The organism is Streptomyces sp. NPDC059861 (genome assembly GCF_042731435.1).
Classification (GTDB): domain Bacteria; phylum Actinomycetota; class Actinomycetes; order Streptomycetales; family Streptomycetaceae; genus Streptomyces.
The window spans coordinates 334,999-358,722 of the sequence record NZ_JBHWJQ010000001.1 but is presented as its reverse complement, the minus strand read 5'-3'; the positions used below and the strand labels follow the sequence as shown (position 1 = coordinate 358,722).

Genomic DNA, 23,724 nt, shown 5'->3' with positions numbered 1-23,724 from the left:
GGCCGGTCCCGATGCGGTCACGGTCGGGACTCGGTGGGGCCACAGGGCCTCGGGGTGACTGTCAGCGGCGTCTGAGAAGGTGGAGCCATGAACGCAGCATCCACCGACGCCGGGCAGGCCGTGGTCGTCGGAGCCGGCATCGCCGGGCTGGCCGCCGCCCACCGGCTGCTGGACCGTGGGGCGCGGGTGACCGTGCTGGAGGCGTCCGACCGGGTCGGCGGCAAGCTGCTGCCCGGCGAGATCGCGGGCGTCCGCGTGGATCTGGGCGCCGAGTCGATGCTGGCCCGCCGGCCCGAGGCGGTCGCCCTCGCGCGCGAGGTGGGCCTCGCCGACCGGCTCCAGCCGCCGGCCACGGCGACGGCCTCCCTGTGGACCCGCGGCGCGCTGCGCCCGATGCCCAAGGGGCACGTCATGGGTGTGCCCGGCACCGCCTCCGCACTCGCGGGGGTGCTGTCCGAGGAAGGCCTCGCGCGTATCGAGCGCGACGCCGGCCTGCCCCGCACGGAGATCGGCGACGACGTCGCGGTGGGCGAGTTCGTGGCGGCGCGGCTCGGTCGCGAGGTGGTCGACCGGCTGGTGGAGCCGCTGCTCGGCGGCGTCTACGCGGGCGACGCGTACCGCATCTCGATGCGCTCGGCCGTCCCCCAGCTGTTCCAGGCAGCCCAGGCGCACGACTCGCTCACCGAGGCGGTCCGGGAGATCCAGGCCAAGGCGGCGGCCGCCGCGCGGACCGGGCCGGTGTTCATGGGCATCGAGGGCGGCGTGGGCGCCCTCCCGCTCGCCGTGGCCGAGTCGGTGCGCGCCCGCGGCGGCGAGATCGTCACCGGGGCCCCGGTGACGGAGCTGCGCCGCCAGGGCCGTACGGGCTGGCGGGTCGTGGCCGGGGGCCGTGTCCTGCACGCCGACGCCGTGATCGTCGCCGCGCCCGCGCCGTCCGCGGCCGAGCTGCTGCGCGCCGAGGCCCCGGCGGCCGCGACCGATCTGGCCGCCGTGGAGTACGCGTCGATGGCGCTGGTCACCCTCGCCTACCGCAGGTCCCAGGCGCGCCTTCCCGAGGGCAGCGGCTTCCTGGTGCCTCCGGTCGACGGACGGACCATCAAGGCGTCCACGTTCGCCTCCCGGAAGTGGGGCTGGATCGCCGGCGAGGACCCGGACCTGGTCGTGCTGCGCACCTCCGTCGGGCGGTACGGCGAGACCGCGATCCTCGGCCGTGACGACGCCGGCCTGGTGGACGTGTCGCGGCGCGACCTCGAAGCGGCCACGGGCCTGGACGCGACACCCGTCGAAACCCGCGTCACCCGCTGGGACGAGGGCCTGCCGCAGTACCCCGTCGGCCACCACGCGCGCGTGGCCCGCATCCGTGAGCAGGTCGGCAAGCTCCCCGGCCTCGCCGTGTGCGGTGCGGTCTACGACGGGGTGGGCATCCCGGCCTGCGTCGCCAGTGCGTACGCGGCGGTGGACCAGATCCACGGCGACCTGGCGGCGGTGCGCGAGCTCACCGCCCACCCGGTGCAGAGCCTGCACGGCGGAGCGGGAGAATAGCGGACATGAGTGACGACGCCTCCACCACCGCCCCCGACCGGATCCCGAACAAGGGCAAGCTGGCCAAGGACCTCAACGAGGTCATCCGCTACACCCTGTGGTCCGTGTTCAAGCTGAAGGACGTGCTGCCCGAGGACCGCGCGGGCTACGCCGAAGAGGTACACGAGCTGTTCGAGCAGCTCGCCGCCAAGGACGTCACCGTCCGCGGCACCTACGACCTCTCCGGGCTGCGTGCCGACGCGGACCTGATGATCTGGTGGCACGCCGAGACCAGCGACCAGCTGCAGGAGGCGTACAACCTGTTCCGCCGCACCAGGCTGGGCCGCGCCCTGGAGCCGGTGTGGTCGAACATGGCGCTGCACCGCCCCGCCGAGTTCAACCGCAGCCACATCCCGGCGTTCCTCGCCGACGAGACGCCCCGCGCGTACGTCAGCGTCTACCCCTTCGTGCGCTCCTACGACTGGTACCTGCTGGCGGACGAGGACCGCCGCCGGATGCTGGCCGACCACGGCAAGATGGCCCGCGGCTACCCGGACGTGCGCGCCAACACGGTCGCCTCCTTCTCGCTCGGCGACTACGAGTGGATCCTCGCCTTCGAGGCCGACGAGCTGTACCGCATCGTCGACCTCATGCGTCACCTGCGCGCCTCGGAGGCCCGGATGCACGTCCGCGAGGAGGTGCCGTTCTACACCGGCCGCCGCAAGCAGATCGCGGAGCTGGTCGCGGGCCTCGCCTGACCGGCGAAGGCTCGGCGCGGCGTCACGCTACCGGCCGGGAACGCTCCGTTCGGCGGCGCCCGGCCTCCCGGCGGCACCCGGCTTCGGCTCCGGGCGCGGTGCGCAGTTCGCGCGGCGCCCCGGGAGCCGGCCCTCGATCAGGTACGCCTCCATATGGGCGTTGACGCAGGCGTTGGGGCCGCCCGCGATGCCGTGCGTGCCGGCGTCCCGCTCGGTGACCAGGACCGAACCGGACAGCCGGCGGTGGAGTTCGAGGGCGCCGTCGTAGGGGGCGGCGGCGTCCCGTTCGGCTGCCAGGATCAGCGTCGGCGGCAGCTCGCCCGGCCCGGTCCGCACGTCCAGCGGCCGTTGACGCGGCGCCTGCCAGTAGGCGCACGGCAGGTTCAGCCACACGTTGTTCCACGTCTCGAACGGTGCCACGCGCGCGAGCCGGGTGTTGTCCCGGTCCCAGACCTTCCACTCCGTCGGCCAGGGCGCGTCGTTGCACTCGACGGCCGTGTAGACCGCACGCGAGTTCTCCGCCTGCGCGGCCGCCTTCTCCTGCGGCGCGGCAAGATCGACCAGCGGCCGCGGATCGCCCTTCAGATACGCCGACAGCGCCTGGGCCCGCGACGGCCAGTATTCGTCGTAGTAGCCGGCCACCAGGAACGCGCCCTGCAACTGCCCCGGTCCGACCTTCCCGCCCGCCGGTTTCCCCGTGAGCCGCGCCCGCGCGGTGTCGTAGCTGCGCTGTACCTCCTCCGGCGTGGCGCCGAGACCGTACACGCCGTGGTGCGCGGCGATCCATTCCTTCATGTCCGCCCAGCGGTCCTCGAACGCGGCCGACTGGGCGAGGTTGTTGCGGTACCAGACCTGCGCCGGGTCGGGGTTCACCGCCGCGTCGAACACCATCCGCCGTACGTGCGAGGGGAACAGCGTCGCGTACAGCGCCCCGAAGTAGCTGCCGTACGACGCCCCCATGAACGTCAGCTTCTCCTCGTCCAGCGCGGCGCGCAGCACGTCGAGATCGCGGGCGTTGTTCAGGGAGTTGTAGTGCCGCAGCGCGTCCCCCGACCGCTCGGCGCAGCCGCGCGCGTAGGCGGCGGCCCGCGCGATGCGCTCCCGCTTGTACGACTGAGAGGGGTGCGCGGGTGCGGACGACGGCCCCTTGAAGTGCTGCGCGGGGTCCTCGCAGGACAGCGGCGCGGAGCGGCCGACGCCGCGCGGGGCGTAGCCGACCAGGTCGTACGCGGCGGCCAGGCGCTTCCACTCGGGGAGGTGGCCGATCGTCGGGAACTGCAGGCCGGAGGCGCCCGGACCGCCCGGGTTGTAGACCAGGGCGCCCTGCCGGGGCACCTTGCGCTTGCTGTTGCGCGGGTCGCGCTGGGTGGCCGGCATCCGGCTGACCGCGAGCCCGATCTGCTTGCCGTCGGGCCGCGCGTAGTCGAGCGGGACGGTGACCGTGCCGCACTCCATGCCCGGCGGGTTCCGCGCTCCGTTCTGTGCTCCGGCGCACTCGCCGAAGTCGACACCGGTGGCAGCGGCGCGGGCGGCGGCCACGGCGGTGCCGTGCGACTCGGCCGTCGCGTCCGGGCGGGCCGGAGCGCTGCCGGCCGGGGCGGCGGCGAGGCTGGTCAGGAGCAGGGAACCGGCGGCCGTGTAGAGGGCGGCAGCTCTCATCGCGTATCCCTTCGGAGCGCGGCAGCGACAGAAGGGATGTTTCGTACGATTGTGGGGAAAGGCAAGCACAGGCGGCCGGTGTCGGCCCCAATGCGCCCGTACGCCCCGGGAAGCCCAGGAGCCTTGAGCCCGCGTCAGACGCGCCGATGGGATCCGCGGTGCGCGAAGGCCGCGCGCAGATCCGGCTCGCCGACCGCGCTGATGCCGCGTACGGCGACCGAGGTGAGGTAGGTGCGGTCGTCCCCGGCGTCACCCGGGTGCCGGGCCAGCGTCCCCAGCAGACGCTGTCCGGCCGGGGAGGCCCAGCGCGAGTAGGGGTGCGCCTCGATCCGGGCCAGGACGAGGCAGCTCAGGCAGAGGATCAGCGGCAGGGCGAACCAGAGGGCGACCAGATGCCGCGGCACCCCTTCCTGGGCGGGCATCAGCAGCGCGGCCACGCCGAGCGCGAGGACGGCCAGGGTGGCGATCCGCACCTGGCGCACCCCGGCCCCGACGGTGGCCCCCGCCCCGGCCGGCACCGCGAGACCGGCGCTGACGAGCCGGTCGGCGAGGCCGTGCACCGCGTCGGCGGCGGCCGCGGCGGCCCGTACCGGGGCGATGGGGGACTGCCCTTCCGGCCCGATGGCGCCTATCACCGACCGCTCGATGTCGTCGCGCCCTCGCGGGTCCACGACGGTCGCCCAGCCCGTGTGCGCGAGGAGCAGCCGCCGCTGGCGCGCCATCGACACCAGCGTCAGATCGGCGACCCGCGCCGGTCCGCCGGACAGGAACGCGGCTTCGTACAGCGTCAGATCGTGCTTCCCGCAGGGCTCCGCCTCGGCGTCCGCCGCGCGTACGGCGGCCAGGCACAGCCGGGTGCACGCCAGACCGGCCACGGCCCATGCCGGTAACAGGAGAAGGACCCAGAACATGCCGTGTTTCTATGCCAACCGACTGGGAAACTCCATGCCTTGTTCACATTCCGGGACGGAGCGTTGTCGGTACGTGACGTTCCGCATGCCCCGCGGGTCAACGGCGCAGCAGCACCCGCCGGGCCCGCGCCATCCGCGAGCGCGGACGCGGTGCCGAGCCGGAGCGCTCCAGCCACCACTCCCGCAACTCCCGTCGCGACCGGGCCTCCTGGGGGCGACCGGCCAGCAGCAACCGCTCGGCGAAGTCCAGGGCGTCCCGCCGGTACCCCGCGGTCATCGGGTGCCGCTGGGCGTACGCCAGGAAGGACGGCCGGTAGGCGGCCCCCAGGATCCCCAGCAGCTCCGGCGCCACCTTGGCCACCACGTCCGCCCGCTTCCCGGCCAGTGCGCGCGCCTGCACCCCGAGCCGCGCCCCGTCGAACCCCTCGGGGACGGGGGTACCGGCGACGAGGGCGGACAGCAGCGCGGCCTGCGCGAGGGCGAGACGCTGCCGGGCGGCGTCGGAAGCGGAACCGGAGGACACGGGATCGGCGGACCCGGCCGGCTCAGGGGTGGGGGCCGCAAGGTCCCGGGCGGCGACCGTTGCCCCCGTCCTCGTCCGCGTACCCTCCGCGAGCGCCTCCCGTATCGCCGTCAGTTCCCCCTCCAGCTCGGCCGGTTCCGGGAAGTTCTCGTCGCGTTCCAGCAGGACGCCCGGCGGGGTGATCCGGGACGCGAGGTCGGTGAGGATGTCGAGGACCGGCCGGGGGACCGGGTGTGCGTGGCTGTCGTGCCAGACGCCGTCGCGTGCGAAGCCGCCGGCGACATGGACGTAGGCGATGGCCTCCAGCGGGAGCTCGGCGAGCGCCTTGGCGGGGTCCTCGCCCCGGTTGACGTGGTTGGTGTGCAGGTTCGCCACGTCGATCAGGAGCCGTACGCCGGTGCGGTCGGCCAGTTCGTACAGGAACTGCCCCTCCGTCATCTCCTCGCCGGGCCAGGAGATGAGCGCGGCGATGTTCTCCACGGCGAGCGGCACCGGCAGCGCGTCCTGCGCGATGCGGACGTTCTCGCAGAGCACGTCGAGGGCGTCCCGGGTGCGCGGCACGGGCAGCAGGTGTCCGGCCTCCAGCCGCGGGGACGCGGTGAGCGGGCCGCCCGCCCGGACGAACGCGATGTGCTCGGTGACCAGGGGCGAGCCGAGCACCTCCGCCCGCTCGGCGAGCGCCGCGAGACGTCCGGGGTCGGGCCGCTCGGCGTCACCGAGGCCGAGGGAGACGCCGTGCGGGACGACCGTCACCCCCCGCTCGCGCAGCCGCAGCAGCGACTCCGGAAGGTGCCCCGGGCAGACGTTCTCGGCGACCGCCTCGACCCAGTCGACGCCCGGCATGCGCTCCACGGCGTCCGCGATCTCCGGCCGCCACCCGATTCCGGTTCCCAGTCGCTGCATGGCCCCCTCCTTCACGTCCGTCCTCCTGCACCTGGATGCGCTGTGTCGTCTCCTTCGACGGACCGCTGTTCTCCGGCGTGAGGGGGGTATGGCCCCGCTCCCGGGGCCCGAACCCTGCCGCGTGCGCCTTCAGAGCAACATTTGAGGTTGCCCGCGGCTCACCGCAGGACGCCCGCCGTGTCCTGCGGGTCCGGCCGCTTGGTGTTGACCGTGCCCGGCGCACCCGGCGACGGCTGCGACGTGGTCTCGACGTTCCCGGTCGCCTCGGCGGGCGGCGCCGACGGCACGAGCTGGCCGGGGACCGGCGCGGGCGGGCCACTCGGGCTGGAGGTCGCGGCGTTCGCGGCCGCGTTCGCGATGGCGTCGAAGTCGACCCTGCCGGTCTTCTCCAGCACGGTGATGTGGTCGAGGACGGTCTGGTTGGCGTCCGAGGCGAGCTGCCGGACCAGCGTGTTGCGCGTGCTGTTCCGGACCGCGCCGATCGCCGGGAAGATCTTGCCGTGCGCGGCGCGCAGCAGGTTGGCGAACTTGTACTCGTACTCCTCGCCGCTGGCCGCGGTCATCTCGTTCAGCCAGCCCTGCTGCTCCTCGGTCGGCTGGTTGGGCAGCTCGACACCGAGTTGGGCGGCGACGATGCGCACCCGCTTGTCGAGGTCGGTGTGGCCGACGATCAGGTGGTCGGCGGCTTCCTTGACCGCCGCGCTGGTGGGCCGCTCCATCGCCTGCTGGCCGGCCGGCAGCTCCCACAGACCGGCGAGCCGCACCCGGACGATGAGGTCACGGTCCTGCGCGGTCAGCGGCCCCCACTGGGTGCTGACGGTGCCGGCGGCCACGTTGGCCTGGCCGGTGCCGGAGCGGTCGGCGTACGACCACACCGGGAAGGCGAGAGCGCCGACGGTGGCGGCGAGTGCCGCGATGATGAGGGCCGTACCGTTGATACGCCGCAAGGGGTGCCTCCTGGGAGAAGCCAACTGGTCGTTGGTGCACGAGTCGCTAGGCCAGCGCCAGGAGATACGCGGGACGGGCCCCGGATGTTCAAGGCTCCGTGAAACCGTGGCCGGAGGTCGGGTTCAGCGCAGCGCCGGGTGGTCGGCGACGACGGTGCAGCTGCCCGCCGGGATCTCGGTGAACCCGGCGTCGCGCACCAACGGCAGCCCGGACGAGGTGAGAGGGGACCAGCGGCCCCGTGGCGCGGTGCGCACGGCGAGCGGGAACCCGGCGTCCCGCCAGGCAGCGCGCTCGGTGTCGGGAAGCGCCCACCAGGCGAGTTGGGCGCCGTGCCCGGCCTGGGCCATCGCCTTGCCCGCCGACATCTCGATCTCCGGGTTCAGCCACAGCACCGGCGCCCCCGGGTCCGCCGCGACCGGCGGCTCCGGATCGTCGAGGTCCGTCCCGGAGACCTGCAACCGCGCCAGGTCCTTCGGCCAGCCGTCCAGGGGGACCGGCGGGAACACCCTCACCGCCGCCTTCCCGGTCACCGTGATGCCGGGCAGCGCCTCGGCCCGCCGCCACTCGGCGCCCCGGGCCCGCCGCACCACCTTCCGGATCCGTGCGTCCTGCCAGTGCCGCACGGCCTCGGCCCACTCCCCCTCGCCCAGCGAGCGCGCGTCGCTCAGCAGCACGAGCACGGCGCGGGCGGCGCTCTCCAGGGCATCGGTCCGGGCGGGCGGGGCGTCCCGCTCCAGCCGCACGACCAGCGGCAGCACGAACTGGGGCGCGGTGTCGCGGGGGCCGGGCTCGGAGCGGAAGGGGCCGGCAGTCGGTTCTGTGGTCACGCGGTCCAGTCTGCCAACCTCGCGAGCGCCGGGAGCCACGGGCATACGCTGGAGGTATGAGCGACGGTGACGACTACTGCCTGATCGACGCGAGCAGGCCGCCCGAGGCGGCGGGGCCGCCGTACGCGGAGTGCGTGCTGTGCCGGAAGCCGACCGAGTATCCGGAGTCGTACAAGGGGATCACGCTGTGTCCCGAGTGTGAGTGGCTGGAGGCCCAGCGGACGGCCTGTTCCGGCTAGGGCGGTCACGACCGCCCGTCGGTGGCCGCCGCGCGGATCAGCTCGGACACCTTCACGAAACGGTATCCCTGCCGCCGAAGCTCCGGCACGACCGTACGGATCGCCCGCTCGGTCGTCGGCGCGGCGCTGCGCGTGCAGTGCAGCACGACGACCGACCCCGGCCGCACCCCCTCCAGCACCTGCCGCGCCACCGCGTCCGCGTCCGTCGCGAAGGCGTCGCCGCCCACCACGTCCCACTGCACCGCTGTCACGCCCGTGGCGCTCAGCGCCCGCAGCGCCTGCTGGTCGTAGCAGCCGCCGGGGAACCGGAAGTACGGCTTCGCGTCCCGCACGCCGGCCCGGCGGAAGGCCGTGTAGGCCCGCTCGACCTCCGTGCGCATCCGCTCCACGCCGACCGTCGGCAGGCCGTAGCAGTCGGCGGTGAAGGCGTAGTGGCTGTAGGAGTGGTTGGCCACCTCGAACAGGGGGTCCTGGCCGATGCCGCGGGCCTGGATCGGGTACTGCTCCGCCCACCGGCCCGTCATGAAGACGGTGGCCGGCACTTTCAGCGCCCGCAGCGTCGCGATCAGCTGGGGGTTGTCGAAGTGCTCGCCGTCCGCGGCACGCGGCCCCTGATCGGCGGTCATGTCGGCGTCGAAGGTGAGCGCGACGGTCTTGCCCCCGGCCCGCGGGCCGCTGGTGAACACCGGTGTGAGGCCCGCGGGGCCGGGGGCGAGGGTGGGCGGTTTCGCGGGGGAGGCGGGCGCCGAGGGGACCGCCGTCCGGCCACCCTGCGGCGCTTTGACGGTGCCGCAGGCGGCCAGGGCGGCGCCCAGGGCGCAGACGGTGATGACTCTTCGCGCATAAGTGATCACCGTAGGAAAATATGACATTCGCGTCGGCGTCAGCGCCGACGCGACGGACGGGTCACCCGGCCGGCGGCCTCCGCCACGGACCGCGCACCGCGAAGGTCGTCCCCGGGTCGTAGCAGTTGACGTACATCGTCTCGCCGTCCGGCGAGAAGGTGACGCCCGCGAACTCGCCGTACTTCGGCGCCTGGGGCGTACCGGTGTTCTGCCGGTTGCGGGCCAGCGCGTACACCTCGCCCCGGCGAGTGACTCCGAAGACGTGCTGCGCGCCGTTGCCGTCCTCGCAGACCATCAGGCCGCCGCCGGGGGCGAGGCAGATGTTGTCCGGCCACTCGCCGGGCAGCTCGACGTCGTTGTCCGGGCCGAAGACGATCACCAGGGTGAGGCGACGGGCCGCCGGGTCGTAGCGCCAGACCTGGCCGGAGTGGTCGCCCGCCGAGCCGTCCGCGCTGCGGGCGAACGACGAGACGAAGTACACGCTCCGGCCGCCCCAGTAACAGCCCTCCAGCTTCTGCGCGCGCGTGATGCCCTTGGGACCGTAGTCCTGGAGGCGCACGGAGGTGGTGGTGGCGAGCGGGTCCGGTACGTCCACCCACTCGACGCCGTCGAAGCAGGCGCCGGCCTCCTGCACCGACGACAGGTCGGGTACGCCGGGCACGCGCATCGCCTGGAGCCGCCCGCCCGCGCGCAGGGAGCCCGTGCCGCCGAGCGGCTTCTTCGGCAGGAAGCGGAAGAAGAGGCCGAAGGGCGGGACGAAGGCGTCCTCCGTCTCGTAGACGACGCCGGAGCGCGGGTCGACCGCGATCGCCTCGTGCTGGAAGCGGCCCATCGCGGTCAGCGGGACCGCGCCCGTGCGGTGCGGGTCGGCCGGATCGACCTCGAAGATGAAGCCGTGGTCCTTGGTGTAGCCGGTGGTGCCGGCTCGGTCCTCGGTCTCCTCGCAGGTCAGCCAGGTACGCCAAGGGGTGGGGCCGCCCGCGCAGTTGACGGCCGTACCGGCGATGGCCACGCGCTCGGAGCAGACCCGGCCGTCGGGCTCCAGCGTCAGCGCCGTGCAGCCGCCTTTGGCCGCCGGGTCGTAGGTGAGGCCCTCGACCACCGGGACGGGGCCCCGCGACGTGACGCGGTTCTCGTGGTTGCGGACGAGATGGACACGGCCGTGGCGGCCGGCGAGGGCGGTCATGCCGTCCTGGTTGGAGGGGACGCGGCCCTCGCCGGAGAGCAGCGGGTCGCCCTCACGGGAGAGCACCCGGTAACGGAATCCTTCCGGCAGGTCGAGCAGGCCTTCCGGGTCGGGTACGAGGGGGCCGTAGCCGGTGTGGCCGAGGTGCTGGGCGGCGGCCGTACCGGCGAAGAGCTCGGACAGGGCGCCGGAAAAGGCGATGCCCACTCCCAGGGCACCGCCGCGGGCGAGGGCATGACGACGCGTCACGGACATGGGGAAACCTTCCTGCTGGCGGACAGGACAGTGACCCCGCCGTGTCTATCAGCTACCGGCGGTCGCTGGAACCACGCGTGTAGCATCCGTCACTGAGCGTCGCTGAGGCCCGGGGTGGGGCGCGCCGGCTCATTGGCGTCGGGATCGGGAGAGGAGTCGGGCTCTCGGGTGAGGCTCGCGGTCTCGTCGGGCCGCGGGAGGTCCGGTCTGCTCTGCCCCTGGGGGTGGGCCACCGCATGGGGTGACCTCTCCAGGAAGCGGAGCAGCTCCACCGGGAAGGGGAGCACCAGGGTCGAGTTCTTCTCGGCGGCGACCGCCACGATCGTCTGGAGCAGCCGCAACTGGAGCGCGGTCGGGGTGTCCTCCATCTGCTGGGCCGCCTCGGCGAGCTTCTTCGACGCCTGGTACTCGGCGTCGGCGTTGATGACGCGGGCACGGCGCTCGCGGTCGGCCTCGGCCTGGCGGGCCATGGAGCGCTTCATCGTCTCCGGCAGCGACACGTCCTTGATCTCGACCCGGTCCACCTGCACGCCCCAGCCGACGGCCGGGCTGTCGATCATCAGCTCGAGCCCCTGGTTGAGCTTCTCGCGGTCCGACAGCAGGTCGTCCAGCTCGCTCTTGCCGATGATCGAGCGCAGCGAGGTCTGGGCCATCTGGGAGACCGCGAACTTGTAGTCCTCGACCTTGATCAGCGCGCTCGCCGCGTCGACCACCTTGAAGTACACGACGGCATCCACGCGCACGGTCACGTTGTCCCGGGTGATGCCCTCCTGGGCCGGCACCGGCATCGTGACGATCTGCATGTTGACCTTGTGCAGCCGGTCCACGAACGGGATGATCAGCGTGAATCCGGGCGCCCGCACCTGGCCCCTGAGCCGGCCGAGCCGCAGCACCACACCGCGCTCGTACTGCTTGACGACCCGCGCCGCCGCCCCGAGGTACACCACACCGGCGGAGCCGACCGCGGCGGCGGCCACCAGGATTTCTTCGAGCATGGACGACCTCCTCGCCAGAGGCCCGTGACATCCGTTCCTGCAACGATATGCCCGGTGTCCGGTCCGGGGCCACGGGGGCTCCGGACCGGACACCGGGTCGCGGGATCGGTCAGGGTATGGTCACCTTCACCGGGTCGGTGCCCGACGCGCTGTGCCGCTCGGCCCAGCTCTCCAGCGCCGTACGGCACGCGTGGTCCAGGTGATGGAGACCGGACAGGTCGAGCTCGATGGGCCGGTCGTGAGGCAGTGCCTCCAGGCTGTCGAGGATCTTGGGCAGCCGTAGGAAGGTCGCGTTGCCCGACAGGTGGGCCTGGATCGGTCCGGCACCCTTGTCTATGACCTCCAGCTTCAGGTGCGAGGCCTCCCAGGCGGTCTTGGCGACCGACAGGGCGAGGCCGATCAGGACGCCCTCGAACATGTTCACGCCGACGATGGCGGCCGCCGTGACGACGAGGATCACCGCCTCACCCCGATGGTCGCGCCACATCGTCACGAGCTGCCGGAACGGGATCAGCTTCCAGCCCGCGTGGACCAGGATGCCCGCGAGCGCGGGCAGCGGGATCAGCGCCAGCGCGGACGGCAGCAGGGCGGCGAACAGCAGCAGCCAGAGGCCGTGCAGCACCCGCGAGGCCTTGGTCCGGGCGCCCGCCTGGACATTGGCCGAGCTGCGCACGATGACCGCGGTCATCGGCAGGGCGCCGAGCGCGCCGCAGACCGCGTTGCCCGCGCCCTGGGCCATCAGTTCCTTGTCGTAGCGGGTGCGGGGACCGTCGTGTAGCCGGTCCACGGCCGCCGCGCTGAACAGGCTCTCCGCGGAGGCGATCAGCGTGAAGGCCAGGACGGTGCCGATGACGACCGGGCTCGCCAGCTCGGCGAAGGCGCCCGCGCCGGGCGGCTGGATCGAGTCGATGAGGCCGTTCACCTCGACGGTGGAGACCGGGAGGTCGAAGGCGAGGGTGGCCAGCGTGGCCAGGGCGACCGCCGCGAGGGCACCGGGCACCGCGCGCACCTTCTCCGGCAGCCGCTTCCACGACACCACGACGGCTATCGTCGCCGCTCCCATCGCCACGGAGGCCAGCGCCGTGGTGCTGCCCACGGCCAGCACGACGGCCTCGGGCAGACCGGCGATCTTGTCGATGCCGGACGTGGGGGCCTTCATGCCGGCCGCCGCGTACAGCTGGCCCGCGATGATCACGAGGCCGATGCCGGCCAGCATGCCCTCCACGACCGAGACCGAGATGGCCCGGAACCAGCGTCCCAGCTTCAGGGCGCCCATCACGAGCTGGAGCAGACCGGCCGCGAGCACGAGCACCCCGAGCACGGGCAGCCCGAACTCGGTGACCGCCTCGTAGACCAGCACGGTCATACCCGCCGCCGGCCCGGACACCTGGAGGCTGCTGCCCGGCAGCAGACCGGTGACGATGCCGCCGACGATGCCGGTGATCAGGCCGAGTTCGGCCGGTACGCCGGAGGCGACGGCCACGCCGACGCACAGCGGCACGGCGACGAGGAAGACGACGACGGAGGCCGCGAAGTCCTGCCTTAAGTAGGGGTACTTGGTCATTGCGGGCCTCACAGGGCCTCGAACGCGTCGGTGCCGGCGTGGTGTTCGCGGACGGCGCCGGTGTGCACCTCGTAGTACCAGCCGCGCAGCCGCAGCCGGCCGTCCGTCAGCCGCTGCTCGACGCACGGGTACGAGCGCAGCCGCAACAGCTGGGCCAGGACGTGGTTCTGCACGGCCTCGGCGACCGTCGGGTCGGTCGGGTCGGCGGCCTCGGGCTGGTCGGCGGCGTGCGCCAGCCAGTCCCGCACGGCCGGCACGGCGTCGAGGTCGTCGCCGCGCACCAGCGCGCCGACGGCACCGCAGTGCGAGTGGCCGCAGACCACGACGTCCCGGACGCCGAGCACCTCCACGGCGTACTCGATGGTGGCCGCCTCACCGCTGGGGCGGCCGGAGGTGTACGGGGGGACGATGTTGCCCGCGGTGCGCAGCTCGAACAGCTGGCCGGGGCGGGCGCCGGTGATCAGGGCAGGAACGACCCTGGAGTCGGAGCAGGTGATGAACAGGACTTCAGGGGACTGGCCCTGAGCCAGCTGAGCGAACTCCTCAGGGCGCTGTCCGAACGTGCGGGCGTTGTCGATGAGGGGCTGCATGACGTGGTGATTCCTCCTGGCGCGCAGTGGGGGCGCGTCGGACGTGCATGACAGGGTGACGTGGGGGACCGCTTCTGCTTCCGGCGGCCGGTCTCGGCGACCGGTCTCAGCGGCCGAAGACCTGAAACGCGGTCGGGGAGGGGGCGGTCGAGGGTCTCGACACGTGGTCGTACGCGGCGCCGGGCGCGACCGCGTCGGATTCGGCCCTCTCGCGTATTCGGAACATCGGGCCTCCCTCCGGTTCGGTCACGCCTCTAGCCCGCACCAACGGTTGGTCAACAGCTGGTCAAGAAAGACATTAACCCTGCAAAGTTGCTTGCAGGGTTAACTTGGCGTTTCGAGCCGAAGAGAGCCTCAAAAGTGAGGTTGAGCTGGCGTGATCCGTCCCTCTGACGCCCGCGACGGCGTGGCGTCACCGGCCCTCTGTCAGGCGCTGGGCGTCCCGGGCCAGCGCGGTGAGCCGCGAGATGGCCCGGAAGTACTTCTTGCGGTAGCCACCCTTCAGCATCTCCTCGCTGAACAGCTGGTCGAAGGGCAACCCCGAGGCCAGGACGGGCACTTCACGGTCGTAGAGCCGGTCCGCGAGCACCACGAGCCGCAGCGCCGTCGACTGGTCGGGAACGGGCCGCACATCGGTCAGGCACACCGCCTTGAGACCGTCCGTCAACGCGGCGTACCGGCTGGGGTGGACGCGGGCCAGGTGGTCGAGCAACCGCGGGAACGCGTCGAGCGAGGCGCCCTCGGTGGCCTGCGCCACCCGTGTCACCTGCTCGTCGGTGAACGGCGCCGGCGCCTGCGGCAGGCCGCGGTGGCGGTAGTCCTCGCCGTCGATGCGCAGGGCGCGGAAGTGGGCCGACAGGCCCTGGATCTCGCGCAGGAAGTCGGCCGCCGCGAACCGGCCCTCGCCGAGCTTGCCGGGCAGGGTGTTCGAGGTGGCGGCGAGCGCGACGCCCGCGTCGACCAGCTTGCCGAGCAGGGTGGAGACCAGGACGGTGTCGCCGGGGTCGTCCAGTTCGAACTCGTCGATGCACAGGAGGCGGTGGCCGGAGAGCGTCCGGACGGTCTGCTGGAAGCCGAGGGCGCCGACCAGGTTGGTCAGCTCCACGAACGTGCCGAACGCCTTGTGGGCGGGTTCGGCGGGGGTCGCGTGCCAGAGGGAGGCGAGGAGGTGGGTCTTGCCCACACCGTAACCGCCGTCGAGGTAGACGCCCCGGGGCCCGGCGGGGGCTTTCGGCGCCTTGGCCCTGCCGAAGCCGAAGAATCCCCGCCTGCCGCTGCCGGGGGCCGCGCCGAGGCCGGCCGCGAAGCCCTCCAGGACCCGTACCGCCTCGGTCTGGCTGGACTGGTTCGGGTCCGGGATGTACGTGCTGAAGCGCACCGAGTCGAAACGGGGCGGGGGCACCATCTCGGCCACCAGGCGGTCCGCGGGGACGTGCGGCTCCCGTGTGCAGAGGGAGAGGGGGGCGGCTTCGGCGGCTATGGGGCTTCGGCCGGCGGTGGTGGAGGAGGACACGCTTACCCATGCTAAGGGGTGGGACGGGGGCGGTTCCGGCCCGGCCCCGCGCGCGGGGGCCCCGGGGCCCCGGATGGATCGCCGCCCGCGTGGAACACTGCTCGGCATGCGACGCCTCTTTCCTGTGACCGACACGACAGTGGACCCGGCCGACCGTGAGTGGGATCTCGCGGAGCTGGCGGAGACGTACGCCTACCCCGAGCCGCCGGCGGGGGAGCCGGTTGCCTGGCTGCGGGCCAACATGGTCTCCACGCTCGACGGGGCCGCGCAGCACGACGGCAAGTCGCAGCCCATCTCCAACGCCACCGACATGCGGATCTTCGGCACGCTGCGGGCGCTCGCGGACGTCGTGATGGTCGGTGCCCAAACGGTCCGCCTGGAGGGATACCGCCCGGCACGCGTGCGGGCGGAGTTCACGGCGGCGCGCGAGGCGGCCGGACAGGAGCCCGTGCCCGCGATCGCGGTGGTCAGCGCGAGCCTGGACCTGGACTTCTCGCTGCCGCTGTTCACCTCGCCCGTGGTGCCCACGCTGATCCTCACGGGCGCGGCGGCGGCCCCGGAGCGGGTGGCCGCGGCCGAGAAGGCCGGCGCGCGGGTGGTGGTCGCCGGGGACGGCGTCGGCGTGGAGCCCGCACGGGCCGTACGGGCGCTCGCCGGACTAGGTCACACCCGGTTGCTCACCGAGGGCGGGCCGCGGCTGCTGGGGCAGCTGGTGGCGGCCGGGGTGCTGGACGAGCTGTGCCTGACCGTCTCCCCGATGCTCTCGGCCGGGGGCGCGCAGCGGATCGCCGGGGGACCGGCGGTGCCGGTCCCGCAGCGGTTCGAACTGGCGTCCCTGCTGGAAGAGGCCGGTTTTCTGTTCACCCGTTACCGTCGGTCATGAGATCGGCAGAATGTGACGTTCCGCTTGGCTCGCGACGGGCACACTAAGACGCGCACTACCCGTGCGATCACGGGGCAGGATGGTTTCCGCAGGGCCGCACGGCCGACGGAGGACGGAGGGCCGACCGGCCCTCGGAGGAGAAGGGGCGCCTGGTGTTCACAAGCGTTTTGATGATCGAGAAGGCCCTCACGTCCGCCGACGTGGAGTTCGTCACCACCCTGCACGGGGACGAGCCGGTGGCCTTCCATGTGCTGCTCCAGCCGCGCGGTGAGCAGGCGGACCGGCTGCTGCGGGCCATCGACGACCTCGCCCTGGGGGAGCTCGACGAAGCGGCGCGGGAGGGGGAGACGCCGGAGGGAGAGGCGGCCAGGAGTGAGGGGCAGCGGGCGCTGGACGTGTCCCTCCAGGCCCTGCGGGCCTCCGGCAGTGCGGCGGAGGGTCGGCTGATCGAGGACCATCCGCTGGACGCGCTCAAGGGCGTGGTCGAGGAGGTGGGGGCCGACGAGGTGATCGTGCTGACGGACCCCCACTACGTGGAGGAGTTCTTCCATCGGGACTGGGCCTCTCGGGCCCGGCACAAGGTGGGGGTACCGGTGCTGAAGCTGTTCTCCCACAGCAAGGCCTAGGCGTAGGGGTGGTTGCGGGACGGCTCCGCCCCCTTGGCAGGGCGTCCCGCGCCGTACGGAATAGGCTGGGGCCGCGCTCCCTCACCGGTGGCGCGCTGATCGTCGTAACGGATCTTGGGGAGAACACGCATGGCACCCGGCCTTCCTACCGCCATGGACCGACCGCACTTCATCGGCATCGGTGGGGCCGGGATGTCCGGTATCGCGAAGATTCTGGCGCAGCGGGGGGCCAAGGTCGCCGGCAGTGACGCCAAGGAGTCGGCGACCGTAGAGGCGCTGCGGGCGCTGGGCGCCACCGTGCACCTCGGGCACGCGGCGGAGCACCTCGCGGACGACGCCAGCTGTGTCGTGGTGTCCTCGGCGATCCGGTCCGACAACCCGGAGCTGGCCCGCGCGGCCGAGCTGGGCGTCCCGGTGGTGCACCGGTCCGACGCGCTGGCCGCCCTGATGGACGGGCTGCGGCCGATCGCCGTCGCCGGTACGCACGGCAAGACCACGACCACCTCGATGCTGGCGGTGTCGCTGTCCGCGCTCGGGCTGCGGCCGTCGTACGCGATCGGCGGGGACCTGGACGCGCCCGGCTCCAACGCGCTGCACGGCGACGGCGACATCTTCGTGGCCGAGGCGGACGAGAGCGACCGCAGCTTCCACAAGTACGCTCCCGAGGTCGCGATCGTGCTCAACGTCGAGCTCGACCACCACGCCAACTACGCGTCGATGGACGAGATCTACGAGTCCTTCGAGACCTTTGCCGGGCGGATCGTGCCCGGCGGCACGCTGGTGATCTCGGCCGACCAGGAGGGCGCGCGGGAGCTGACGCGGCGGGTCGCGGCCTCGGGCGTGAGGGTCGTGACGTACGGCTCGGCGGACGACGCCGACGTGCGGGTGCTGTCGGTCCTGCCGCAGGGGCTGAAGAGCGAGGTCACCGTCCTGCTGGACGGCCGCGAGCTCACCTTCGCGGTCTCCGTCCCCGGCCGGCACTACGCGCACAACGCGGTCGCCGCCCTCGTGGCCGGCGTCGCCCTCGGCATCCCGGCGGCGGAGCTGGCGCCGGCGCTGGCCGCGTACACCGGGGTGAAGCGGCGGCTGCAGCTCAAGGGCGAGGCGGCCGGGGTGCAGGTGATCGACTCCTACGCCCACCACCCGACCGAGATGACCGCGGACCTGGAGGCGATGCGGGCGGCCGCCGGCGACGCGCGCATCCTGGTGGTCTTCCAGCCGCACCTGTTCTCGCGGACGCAGGAGCTGGGCAAGGAGATGGGCCAGGCCCTGGCCCTCGCGGACGCCTCCGTGGTGCTGGACATCTACCCGGCCCGTGAGGACCCGATCCCGGGCGTCACCAGCGAGCTGATCATCGAGGCGGCCCGGGCCGCGGGCGCGGAGGTGACGCCCGTGCACGACAAGGGCGAGGTGCCCGAGGTGGTTGCGGGAATGTCGGGTGCGGGCGATCTGGTTCTCACCATGGGCGCGGGCGACGTCACCGACCTCGGACCGCGCATCTTGGACCGCCTGCCGAAGTGAGGGGCTGACACCCATGTCGTACGACGTCGAGAAGCCGGACGAGCAGTGGCGCGTGGAACTGACGCCGGCCGAGTACGCCGTGCTGCGCCAGGCCGCGACGGAACCCGCGTTCACCGGTGAGTACACCGACACCAAGACCAAGGGCGTGTACTCGTGCCGCGCCTGCGGTGCCGAGCTGTTCACCTCGAACACCAAGTTCGAGTCGCACTGTGGCTGGCCGTCCTTCTACGACCCCAAGGACAGCGACGCGGTGGAGCTGGTGCAGGACCGCTCGCACGGAATGCTGCGCACCGAGGTGCTGTGTGCGCGCTGCGGATCGCACCTCGGGCACGTGTTCGACGGTGAGGGGTATCCCACACCGACGGACCAGCGGTACTGCATCAACAGCATCTCGCTGCGGCTGGCCCCGGAGGACGAGGCCGAGAAGCCCGACGAGAGCTGACGAGAGCTGAGGGGGTACGGGGCCCGTGCTCACGCAGGAGTGACCGGGTCCCCCGTGCCGCCCTTGAACGCTCGCAAAATCCGTTCCGCCGCCAGCGTCGCCGTCACCTCGCCGTCCCGGACCTGACGCTCCAGGTCCGGCGCGAGGGCGCGCACGGCCGGGTGGGCGTGCAGGCGGCCCAGTAGATCGTCGCGGACCATCGTCCAGGTCCAGTCGACCTGCTGGTCACGGCGCTTGGCGGCGAGCCGGCCGGTGGAGTCGAGCAGCGAGCGATGCTGTTCGAGGCGCTCCCAGACGGTGTCCAGACCGGTCGACTCGCGGGCGCTGCAGTGCAGCACCGGCGGCGTCCAGAAGGCGTCCCTGCCGTGCATCAGCCGCAGGGCCCCCGACAGTTCACGTGCGGCAGCCCGGGCGTCGCGCTCGTGCGGGCCGTCCGCCTTGTTGACGGCGAGCACGTCGGCCAGCTCCAGGACACCCTTCTTGATGCCCTGCAGCTGGTCGCCCGTGCGGGCGAGAGTGAGCAGCAGGAACGAGTCGACCATGTCGGCGACGGCGGTCTCGGACTGGCCCACGCCGACCGTCTCGACGAGGACCACGTCGTAGCCCGCCGCCTCCATCACCACGATCGACTCGCGGGTCGCCTTGGCGACGCCGCCGAGGGTGCCGGCCGTGGGGGAGGGGCGAACGAAGGCCGCGGGGTCCACGGCCAGCCGCTCCATCCGCGTCTTGTCGCCCAGGATCGAGCCGCCGGTCCGGCTCGACGACGGGTCGACGGCGAGCACGGCGACCCGGTGGCCGAGACCGGTCAGCATGGTGCCGAACGCGTCGATGAACGTCGACTTGCCGACTCCCGGCACCCCGCTGACGCCGATCCGCCGCGCCTTCCCGCTGTACGGCAGCAGCTCGGTCAGCAACTGCTGGGCCGGCGCCCGGTGCTGCGGCCGGGTGGACTCGACGAGCGTGATCGCGCGTGCCACGATCGCCCGCTTCCCGTCGAGCACGCCCTTCACATACGCGTCGACGTCGATCACAGCTCGTGCCCGAGGCCGGCCGCCAGCCGCTGCACCAGGTCGTGGGCCGCGTCCGGGATCACCGTCCCGGGCGGGAAGACGGCCGCCGCACCCATCTCCAGCAGGGTCGGCACGTCCCGCGGCGGGATCACCCCGCCGACGACGATCATGATGTCCTCGCGGCCCTCCTCGGCGAGCTGCTCGCGCAGCGCCGGTACGAGGGTGAGGTGGCCGGCGGCCAGCGAGGACACCCCGACGATGTGCACGTCGGCCTCCACGGCCTGGCGGGCGACCTCGGCGGGCGTCTGGAACAGCGGGCCGACGTCCACGTCGAAACCGAGGTCGGCGAAGGCGGTCGCGATCACCTTCTGGCCGCGGTCGTGGCCGTCCTGGCCCATCTTGGCGACCAGGATGCGCGGGCGGCGGCCCTCGGCCTCCTCGAACCCGTCCACGAGCACGCGGGTACGGTCGACGGAGGGGGACTCGCCTGCTTCGTTGCGGTACACCCCGGAGATCGTACGGATCTGGCTCGCGTGCCGCCCGTACACCTTCTCCAGGGCGTCCGAGATCTCGCCGACGGTCGCCTTGGCGCGGGCCGCGTGCACCGCCAGCTCCAGCAGGTTGCCGTCGCCGCCGGCCGCGCGGGTGAGCGCGTCCAGCGCGTCCCGGCAGGCGGTCTCGTCACGCTCCGCGCGCAGCCGGCGCAGCTTCTCGATCTGCTGGGCGCGCACCGAGGAGTTGTCGACCTTGAGCACCTCGATCTGCTCGTCGGTCTCGACCCGGTACTTGTTCACGCCGATCACCGGCTGCCGGCCGGAGTCGATGCGGGCCTGCGTGCGGGCCGCGGCCTCCTCCACGCGCAGCTTCGGGATGCCGGCGTCGATGGCCTGCGCCATACCGCCCGCCTGCTCGACCTCCTGGATGTGCTGCCAGGCGCGGCGCGCGAGGTCGTACGTCAGCTTCTCGACGTAGGCGCTGCCGCCCCACGGGTCGATGACGCGGGTGGTGCCGGACTCCTGCTGGATGAGCAGTTGCGTGTTGCGGGCGATCCGCGCCGAGAAGTCCGTGGGCAGCGCGAGGGCCTCGTCCAGGGCGTTGGTGTGCAGCGACTGGGTGTGGCCCTGGGTGGCGGCCATCGCCTCCACGCACGTGCGCGTGACGTTGTTGAACACGTCCTGGGCGGTCAGTGACCAGCCGGAGGTCTGCGAATGCGTGCGCAGGGAGAGGGACTTGGCGTTCTGCGGGTCGAACTGTTTCACCAGCCTGGCCCACAGCAGGCGGGCCGCGCGCATCTTGGCGATCTCCATGAAGAAGTTCATGCCGATCGCCCAGAAGAAGGACAGCCGCGGCGCGAACGCGTCCACGTCCAGGCCCGCCTCCCGGCCCGCCCGGATGTACTCCACGCCGTCCGCGAGGGTGTACGCGAGCTCCAGATCGGCCGTCGCGCCCGCCTCCTGGATGTGGTACCCGGAGATGGAGATGGAGTTGTAGCGGGGCATCCGCTGCGAGGTGAAGGCGAAGATGTCGGAGATGATCCGCATCGACGGCTTCGGCGGATAGATGTAGGTGTTGCGGACCATGAACTCCTTGAGGATGTCGTTCTGGATGGTCCCCGCGAGCTTTTCCGGCGGCACGCCCTGCTCCTCGGCCGCCACGATGTACAGCGCCAGCACCGGGAGCACGGCGCCGTTCATCGTCATCGACACCGTCATCCGGTCCAGAGGGATGCCGTCGAAGAGTTGGCGCATGTCGTAGATCGAGTCGATCGCCACGCCCGCCATGCCGACGTCACCGGTCACGCGCGGGTGGTCGCTGTCGTAGCCGCGGTGCGTGGGCAGGTCGAAGGCGACGGACAGGCCCTTCTGACCGGCCGCCAGGTTGCGCCGGTAGAACGCGTTGGACTCCTCGGCGGTCGAGAAGCCCGCGTACTGGCGGATGGTCCAGGGCTGGTTGACGTACATCGTCGGGTACGGGCCGCGCAGATAGGGCGCGATGCCCGGGTAGGTGTCCAGGAAGTCCAGGCCCTCCAGGTCCTGCCCGGTGTAGAGCGGCTTGACCGCGATGCCCTCCGGGGTCTCCCAGAGCAGGTCGTCACCGCCCGCCGCCTTCTTCACCGCCGTGCGCCACTCGTCGGCGGCGCCGTCGGTGGCCGGGGTCCCCAGCTCGATCCCGGAGAAGTCGGGGAAGGACATCAGGACACTCCCATCCGGTCGAGGGTCGCGGAGAGCACGGCGATCGCGTCGCAGCCCGCGAAGACGTAACTGCCGACACCCGCGTACTGCCCCGGCCGTCCCGCGAGGGACACCTGCGTGGCGCCCGCCGCCGTCAGCTCCTGGGCGCGGGCCTCGGCCTGCTCCGCGTACAGCTCGTCGCTGGAGCAGAGGCAGGCCTCGCTCGCCCCGCTCTCCTCGAAGGTGCCCTCGCTGACGGGCTCGATGCCGCCCGCCTGGAAGAGGTTCGCGGCGAAGGTGGCGCGCGCGGTGTGGGCGGCGGCCGGGCCGAGGGTGGCCAGGTAGATCCGGGGGCGGGAGCCGGTCGCGGCGAGGTGGGCGTCGGAACGGGCGCGCAGCGCCTCGTACGCGTCGTCGCGGCGCACGCGGGGGAGGCCGCCGGTGGGCGGCTCGGGGGCCGGCTCGCGCACGACGGGTTTCTCGCCCAGGTGCGGGAACTCGCTGACGCCGGTGACGGGTTCACGCCGCTTGGCGAGCTTCGCGCTCCGGGCCGCCCAGGTCTCGGCCAGCCGCTCGCGGACCGTCCCGGACCGCAGGGCGGCGGCCTGGCCGCCCTCGCGCTCGATGTCGCGGAAGAACTCCCAGCCCGCGTGGGCGAGTTCGTCGGTGAGTCGCTCCACGTACCAGGAACCGCCCGCCGGGTCGATCACCCGGGACAGATGCGACTCCTCGATCAGGATCGTGGAGGTGTTGCGGGCGATACGGCGCGCGAACGCGTCCGGCAGGCCGAGCGCGTGGTCGAACGGCAGTACGGTCACGGCGTCGGCGCCCGCGACGCCGGCCGCCAGCGTGGCCACCGTGGTGCGCAGCATGTTCACCCACGGGTCGCGGCGCGTCATCATCACCGGCGAGGTCACGACGTGCTGCACCTGGGCGCCCGGACCCCCGCAGACCTCGGCGACCCGCGCCCACAGCCTGCGCGCCGCGCGCAGCTTGGCGATCGTCAGGAACTGGTCGGCGGTGGCCGCGTACCGGAACTCCAGCTGTCCGCACGCCTGCTCGACGCTCAGGCCCGCCTCGGTCAGCGCCCGCAGATAGGCGACACCGGTCGCCAGCGAGCACCCCAGCTCCTGCGCGGCAGAGCCGCCGGCCTCGTGGTACGGCAGCGCGTCCACGGTCAGCGCCCGCAGTCCCGGGTACTCCTCGGCGCAGCGCCGCGCGAGCCCGGCCACGACCGGGAAGTCGTACGTCCGGCCCGTACGGGCCTCGAACCCCAGTGGGTCGGCGCCCAGGTTGCCGCGCGCCGCTTCGGGGGCGACGCCCCGCTCCTCGTACAGCCGCAGCAATTCCCGCGCCGCTTCCTCCACATCGCGTCCGGCGTCGAGGACGACGGGCGCCAGGTCGAGGTAGACGCCGTCGAGGGCCTGGCCGAGCGAGGACACCGGGAGGCCGGCCTCGCCGGCGACCAGCCAGAGGGAGGTGACGCCGTTCTCCAGGTCGGCCAGCACCGCGCCGCCGTCGACGGTCGTGTGCCGCTGGCGCACGTCCCAGCCGCCGAGGGTGTTCCCCTCGGCCCGGGCGCTGCGCACAAAGGGCGCGAAACCGGGGAAGCCGGGCTCGGGTGCGGCATCGTGGGCGGTGTACAGGGGGCGGACACGGAGTCCGTCCTCCAGCGTGGTGGCCAGGGCGTCCTCGGCGGCCGCGCCCTCGACGTCCTTGCCCGACTTGCGCAGTACGCCCGCCACAAGGCGCTGCCACTGCTCACGGGTCGCGTCGGAGAACTCGGCGGCCAGGGAAAGCCCGTCGTCGGGCAGGACCGTCATGCTCGGATGCT

21 protein-coding genes are annotated in these 23,724 nt (G+C 72.7%); 7 read left to right on the top strand and 14 right to left on the bottom strand.

Annotated features, from left to right (window positions below):
* The first annotated feature begins 87 nt into the window (after window positions 1-87).
* Window positions 88-1,542: a protoporphyrinogen oxidase gene (gene hemG, locus ACFV6X_RS01565; RefSeq protein ID WP_385375977.1), complete on the top strand. Its 1,455-nt coding sequence runs from the start codon at window positions 88-90 to the stop codon at window positions 1,540-1,542.
* 5 nt (window positions 1,543-1,547) lie between these two features.
* Window positions 1,548-2,279: a hydrogen peroxide-dependent heme synthase gene (gene hemQ, locus ACFV6X_RS01560; protein WP_385375974.1), complete on the top strand. Its 732-nt coding sequence runs from the start codon at window positions 1,548-1,550 to the stop codon at window positions 2,277-2,279.
* A gap of 27 nt (window positions 2,280-2,306) precedes the next feature.
* Here the strand turns inward: hemQ and ACFV6X_RS01555 are convergent, their stop codons facing one another.
* The 5 genes from ACFV6X_RS01555 to ACFV6X_RS01535 form a co-directional block, all read right to left on the bottom strand.
* A complete protein-coding gene (locus ACFV6X_RS01555; protein ID WP_385375971.1) occupies window positions 2,307-3,938 on the bottom strand; it encodes an alpha/beta hydrolase in 1,632 nt (543 codons plus the stop codon).
* Window positions 3,939-4,072: 134 nt separating this feature from the next.
* Window positions 4,073-4,849, bottom strand: coding sequence for a TIGR04222 domain-containing membrane protein (locus ACFV6X_RS01550; RefSeq protein WP_385375968.1), 777 nt, complete (start codon window positions 4,847-4,849; stop codon window positions 4,073-4,075).
* A 97-nt stretch (window positions 4,850-4,946) separates the two neighbouring features.
* Window positions 4,947-6,275: a DUF692 domain-containing protein gene (locus ACFV6X_RS01545; RefSeq protein WP_385375965.1), complete on the bottom strand. Its 1,329-nt coding sequence runs from the start codon at window positions 6,273-6,275 to the stop codon at window positions 4,947-4,949.
* A 158-nt stretch (window positions 6,276-6,433) separates the two neighbouring features.
* Window positions 6,434-7,222, bottom strand: coding sequence for a DUF4142 domain-containing protein (locus tag ACFV6X_RS01540; protein ID WP_385375962.1), 789 nt, complete (start codon window positions 7,220-7,222; stop codon window positions 6,434-6,436).
* A 123-nt stretch (window positions 7,223-7,345) separates the two neighbouring features.
* Window positions 7,346-8,095 carry a peptidyl-tRNA hydrolase gene (locus tag ACFV6X_RS01535; protein ID WP_385375959.1) on the bottom strand — a complete coding sequence of 250 codons (750 nt, stop codon included), beginning with the start codon at window positions 8,093-8,095 and terminating at the stop codon, window positions 7,346-7,348.
* Between the two features lie 11 nt (window positions 8,096-8,106).
* On the opposite strand from ACFV6X_RS01535, the gene ACFV6X_RS01530 reads away from it, so the two are divergent.
* Window positions 8,107-8,289 carry a hypothetical protein gene (locus tag ACFV6X_RS01530; RefSeq protein ID WP_385375956.1) on the top strand — a complete coding sequence of 61 codons (183 nt, stop codon included), beginning with the start codon at window positions 8,107-8,109 and terminating at the stop codon, window positions 8,287-8,289.
* Window positions 8,290-8,294: 5 nt separating this feature from the next.
* On the opposite strand, the gene ACFV6X_RS01525 is transcribed toward ACFV6X_RS01530, so the two are convergent.
* The 6 genes from ACFV6X_RS01525 to zapE all read right to left on the bottom strand — a co-directional run bounded on the left by ACFV6X_RS01525 (window position 8,295) and on the right by zapE (window position 15,237).
* A complete protein-coding gene (locus ACFV6X_RS01525; RefSeq protein ID WP_385375953.1) occupies window positions 8,295-9,143 on the bottom strand; it encodes a polysaccharide deacetylase family protein in 849 nt (282 codons plus the stop codon).
* A 52-nt stretch (window positions 9,144-9,195) separates the two neighbouring features.
* Window positions 9,196-10,575, bottom strand: coding sequence for an alkaline phosphatase PhoX (locus ACFV6X_RS01520; RefSeq protein ID WP_385375950.1), 1,380 nt, complete (start codon window positions 10,573-10,575; stop codon window positions 9,196-9,198).
* A gap of 89 nt (window positions 10,576-10,664) precedes the next feature.
* Window positions 10,665-11,570: a slipin family protein gene (locus tag ACFV6X_RS01515; RefSeq protein ID WP_385375948.1), complete on the bottom strand. Its 906-nt coding sequence runs from the start codon at window positions 11,568-11,570 to the stop codon at window positions 10,665-10,667.
* A gap of 109 nt (window positions 11,571-11,679) precedes the next feature.
* Window positions 11,680-13,134: a SulP family inorganic anion transporter gene (locus ACFV6X_RS01510; RefSeq protein WP_385375945.1), complete on the bottom strand. Its 1,455-nt coding sequence runs from the start codon at window positions 13,132-13,134 to the stop codon at window positions 11,680-11,682.
* Window positions 13,135-13,142: 8 nt separating this feature from the next.
* Window positions 13,143-13,724, bottom strand: a complete 582-nt coding sequence (locus ACFV6X_RS01505; protein ID WP_385375942.1) for a carbonic anhydrase — start codon at window positions 13,722-13,724, stop codon at window positions 13,143-13,145.
* 412 nt (window positions 13,725-14,136) lie between these two features.
* A complete protein-coding gene (gene zapE, locus ACFV6X_RS01500; protein WP_385375939.1) occupies window positions 14,137-15,237 on the bottom strand; it encodes a cell division protein ZapE in 1,101 nt (366 codons plus the stop codon).
* Window positions 15,238-15,343: 106 nt separating this feature from the next.
* On the opposite strand from zapE, the gene ACFV6X_RS01495 reads away from it, so the two are divergent.
* The 4 genes from ACFV6X_RS01495 to msrB all read left to right on the top strand — a co-directional run bounded on the left by ACFV6X_RS01495 (window position 15,344) and on the right by msrB (window position 18,709).
* The gene (locus ACFV6X_RS01495; protein ID WP_385375936.1) at window positions 15,344-16,120 is read left to right on the top strand and encodes a pyrimidine reductase family protein; all 777 of its coding nucleotides are present in this window, start codon (window positions 15,344-15,346) and stop codon (window positions 16,118-16,120) included.
* Window positions 16,121-16,272: 152 nt separating this feature from the next.
* A complete protein-coding gene (locus ACFV6X_RS01490) occupies window positions 16,273-16,746 on the top strand; it encodes an indole-3-glycerol phosphate synthase (RefSeq protein WP_365446457.1) in 474 nt (157 codons plus the stop codon).
* 129 nt (window positions 16,747-16,875) lie between these two features.
* Complete coding sequence (murC, locus tag ACFV6X_RS01485) at window positions 16,876-18,267, top strand: UDP-N-acetylmuramate--L-alanine ligase (protein ID WP_385375933.1); 1,392 nt, start codon at window positions 16,876-16,878, stop codon at window positions 18,265-18,267.
* A gap of 13 nt (window positions 18,268-18,280) precedes the next feature.
* Window positions 18,281-18,709, top strand: coding sequence for a peptide-methionine (R)-S-oxide reductase MsrB (msrB, locus tag ACFV6X_RS01480; protein WP_365446453.1), 429 nt, complete (start codon window positions 18,281-18,283; stop codon window positions 18,707-18,709).
* Window positions 18,710-18,738: 29 nt separating this feature from the next.
* Here the strand turns inward: msrB and meaB are convergent, their stop codons facing one another.
* From meaB to ACFV6X_RS01465, 3 genes are read right to left on the bottom strand one after another with little or no spacing between them, the layout of a single operon-like run.
* Window positions 18,739-19,740 carry a methylmalonyl Co-A mutase-associated GTPase MeaB gene (gene meaB, locus ACFV6X_RS01475; RefSeq protein ID WP_385375931.1) on the bottom strand — a complete coding sequence of 334 codons (1,002 nt, stop codon included), beginning with the start codon at window positions 19,738-19,740 and terminating at the stop codon, window positions 18,739-18,741.
* A complete protein-coding gene (scpA, locus tag ACFV6X_RS01470) occupies window positions 19,737-21,911 on the bottom strand; it encodes a methylmalonyl-CoA mutase (protein ID WP_385375929.1) in 2,175 nt (724 codons plus the stop codon). The genes meaB and scpA overlap by 4 nt, the downstream gene beginning before the upstream one ends.
* Entirely contained in the window at window positions 21,911-23,713 is a 1,803-nt protein-coding gene (locus ACFV6X_RS01465) for a methylmalonyl-CoA mutase family protein (protein WP_385375926.1), read from the bottom strand. The genes scpA and ACFV6X_RS01465 overlap by 1 nt, the downstream gene beginning before the upstream one ends.
* Window positions 23,714-23,724: the final 11 nt, after the last annotated feature.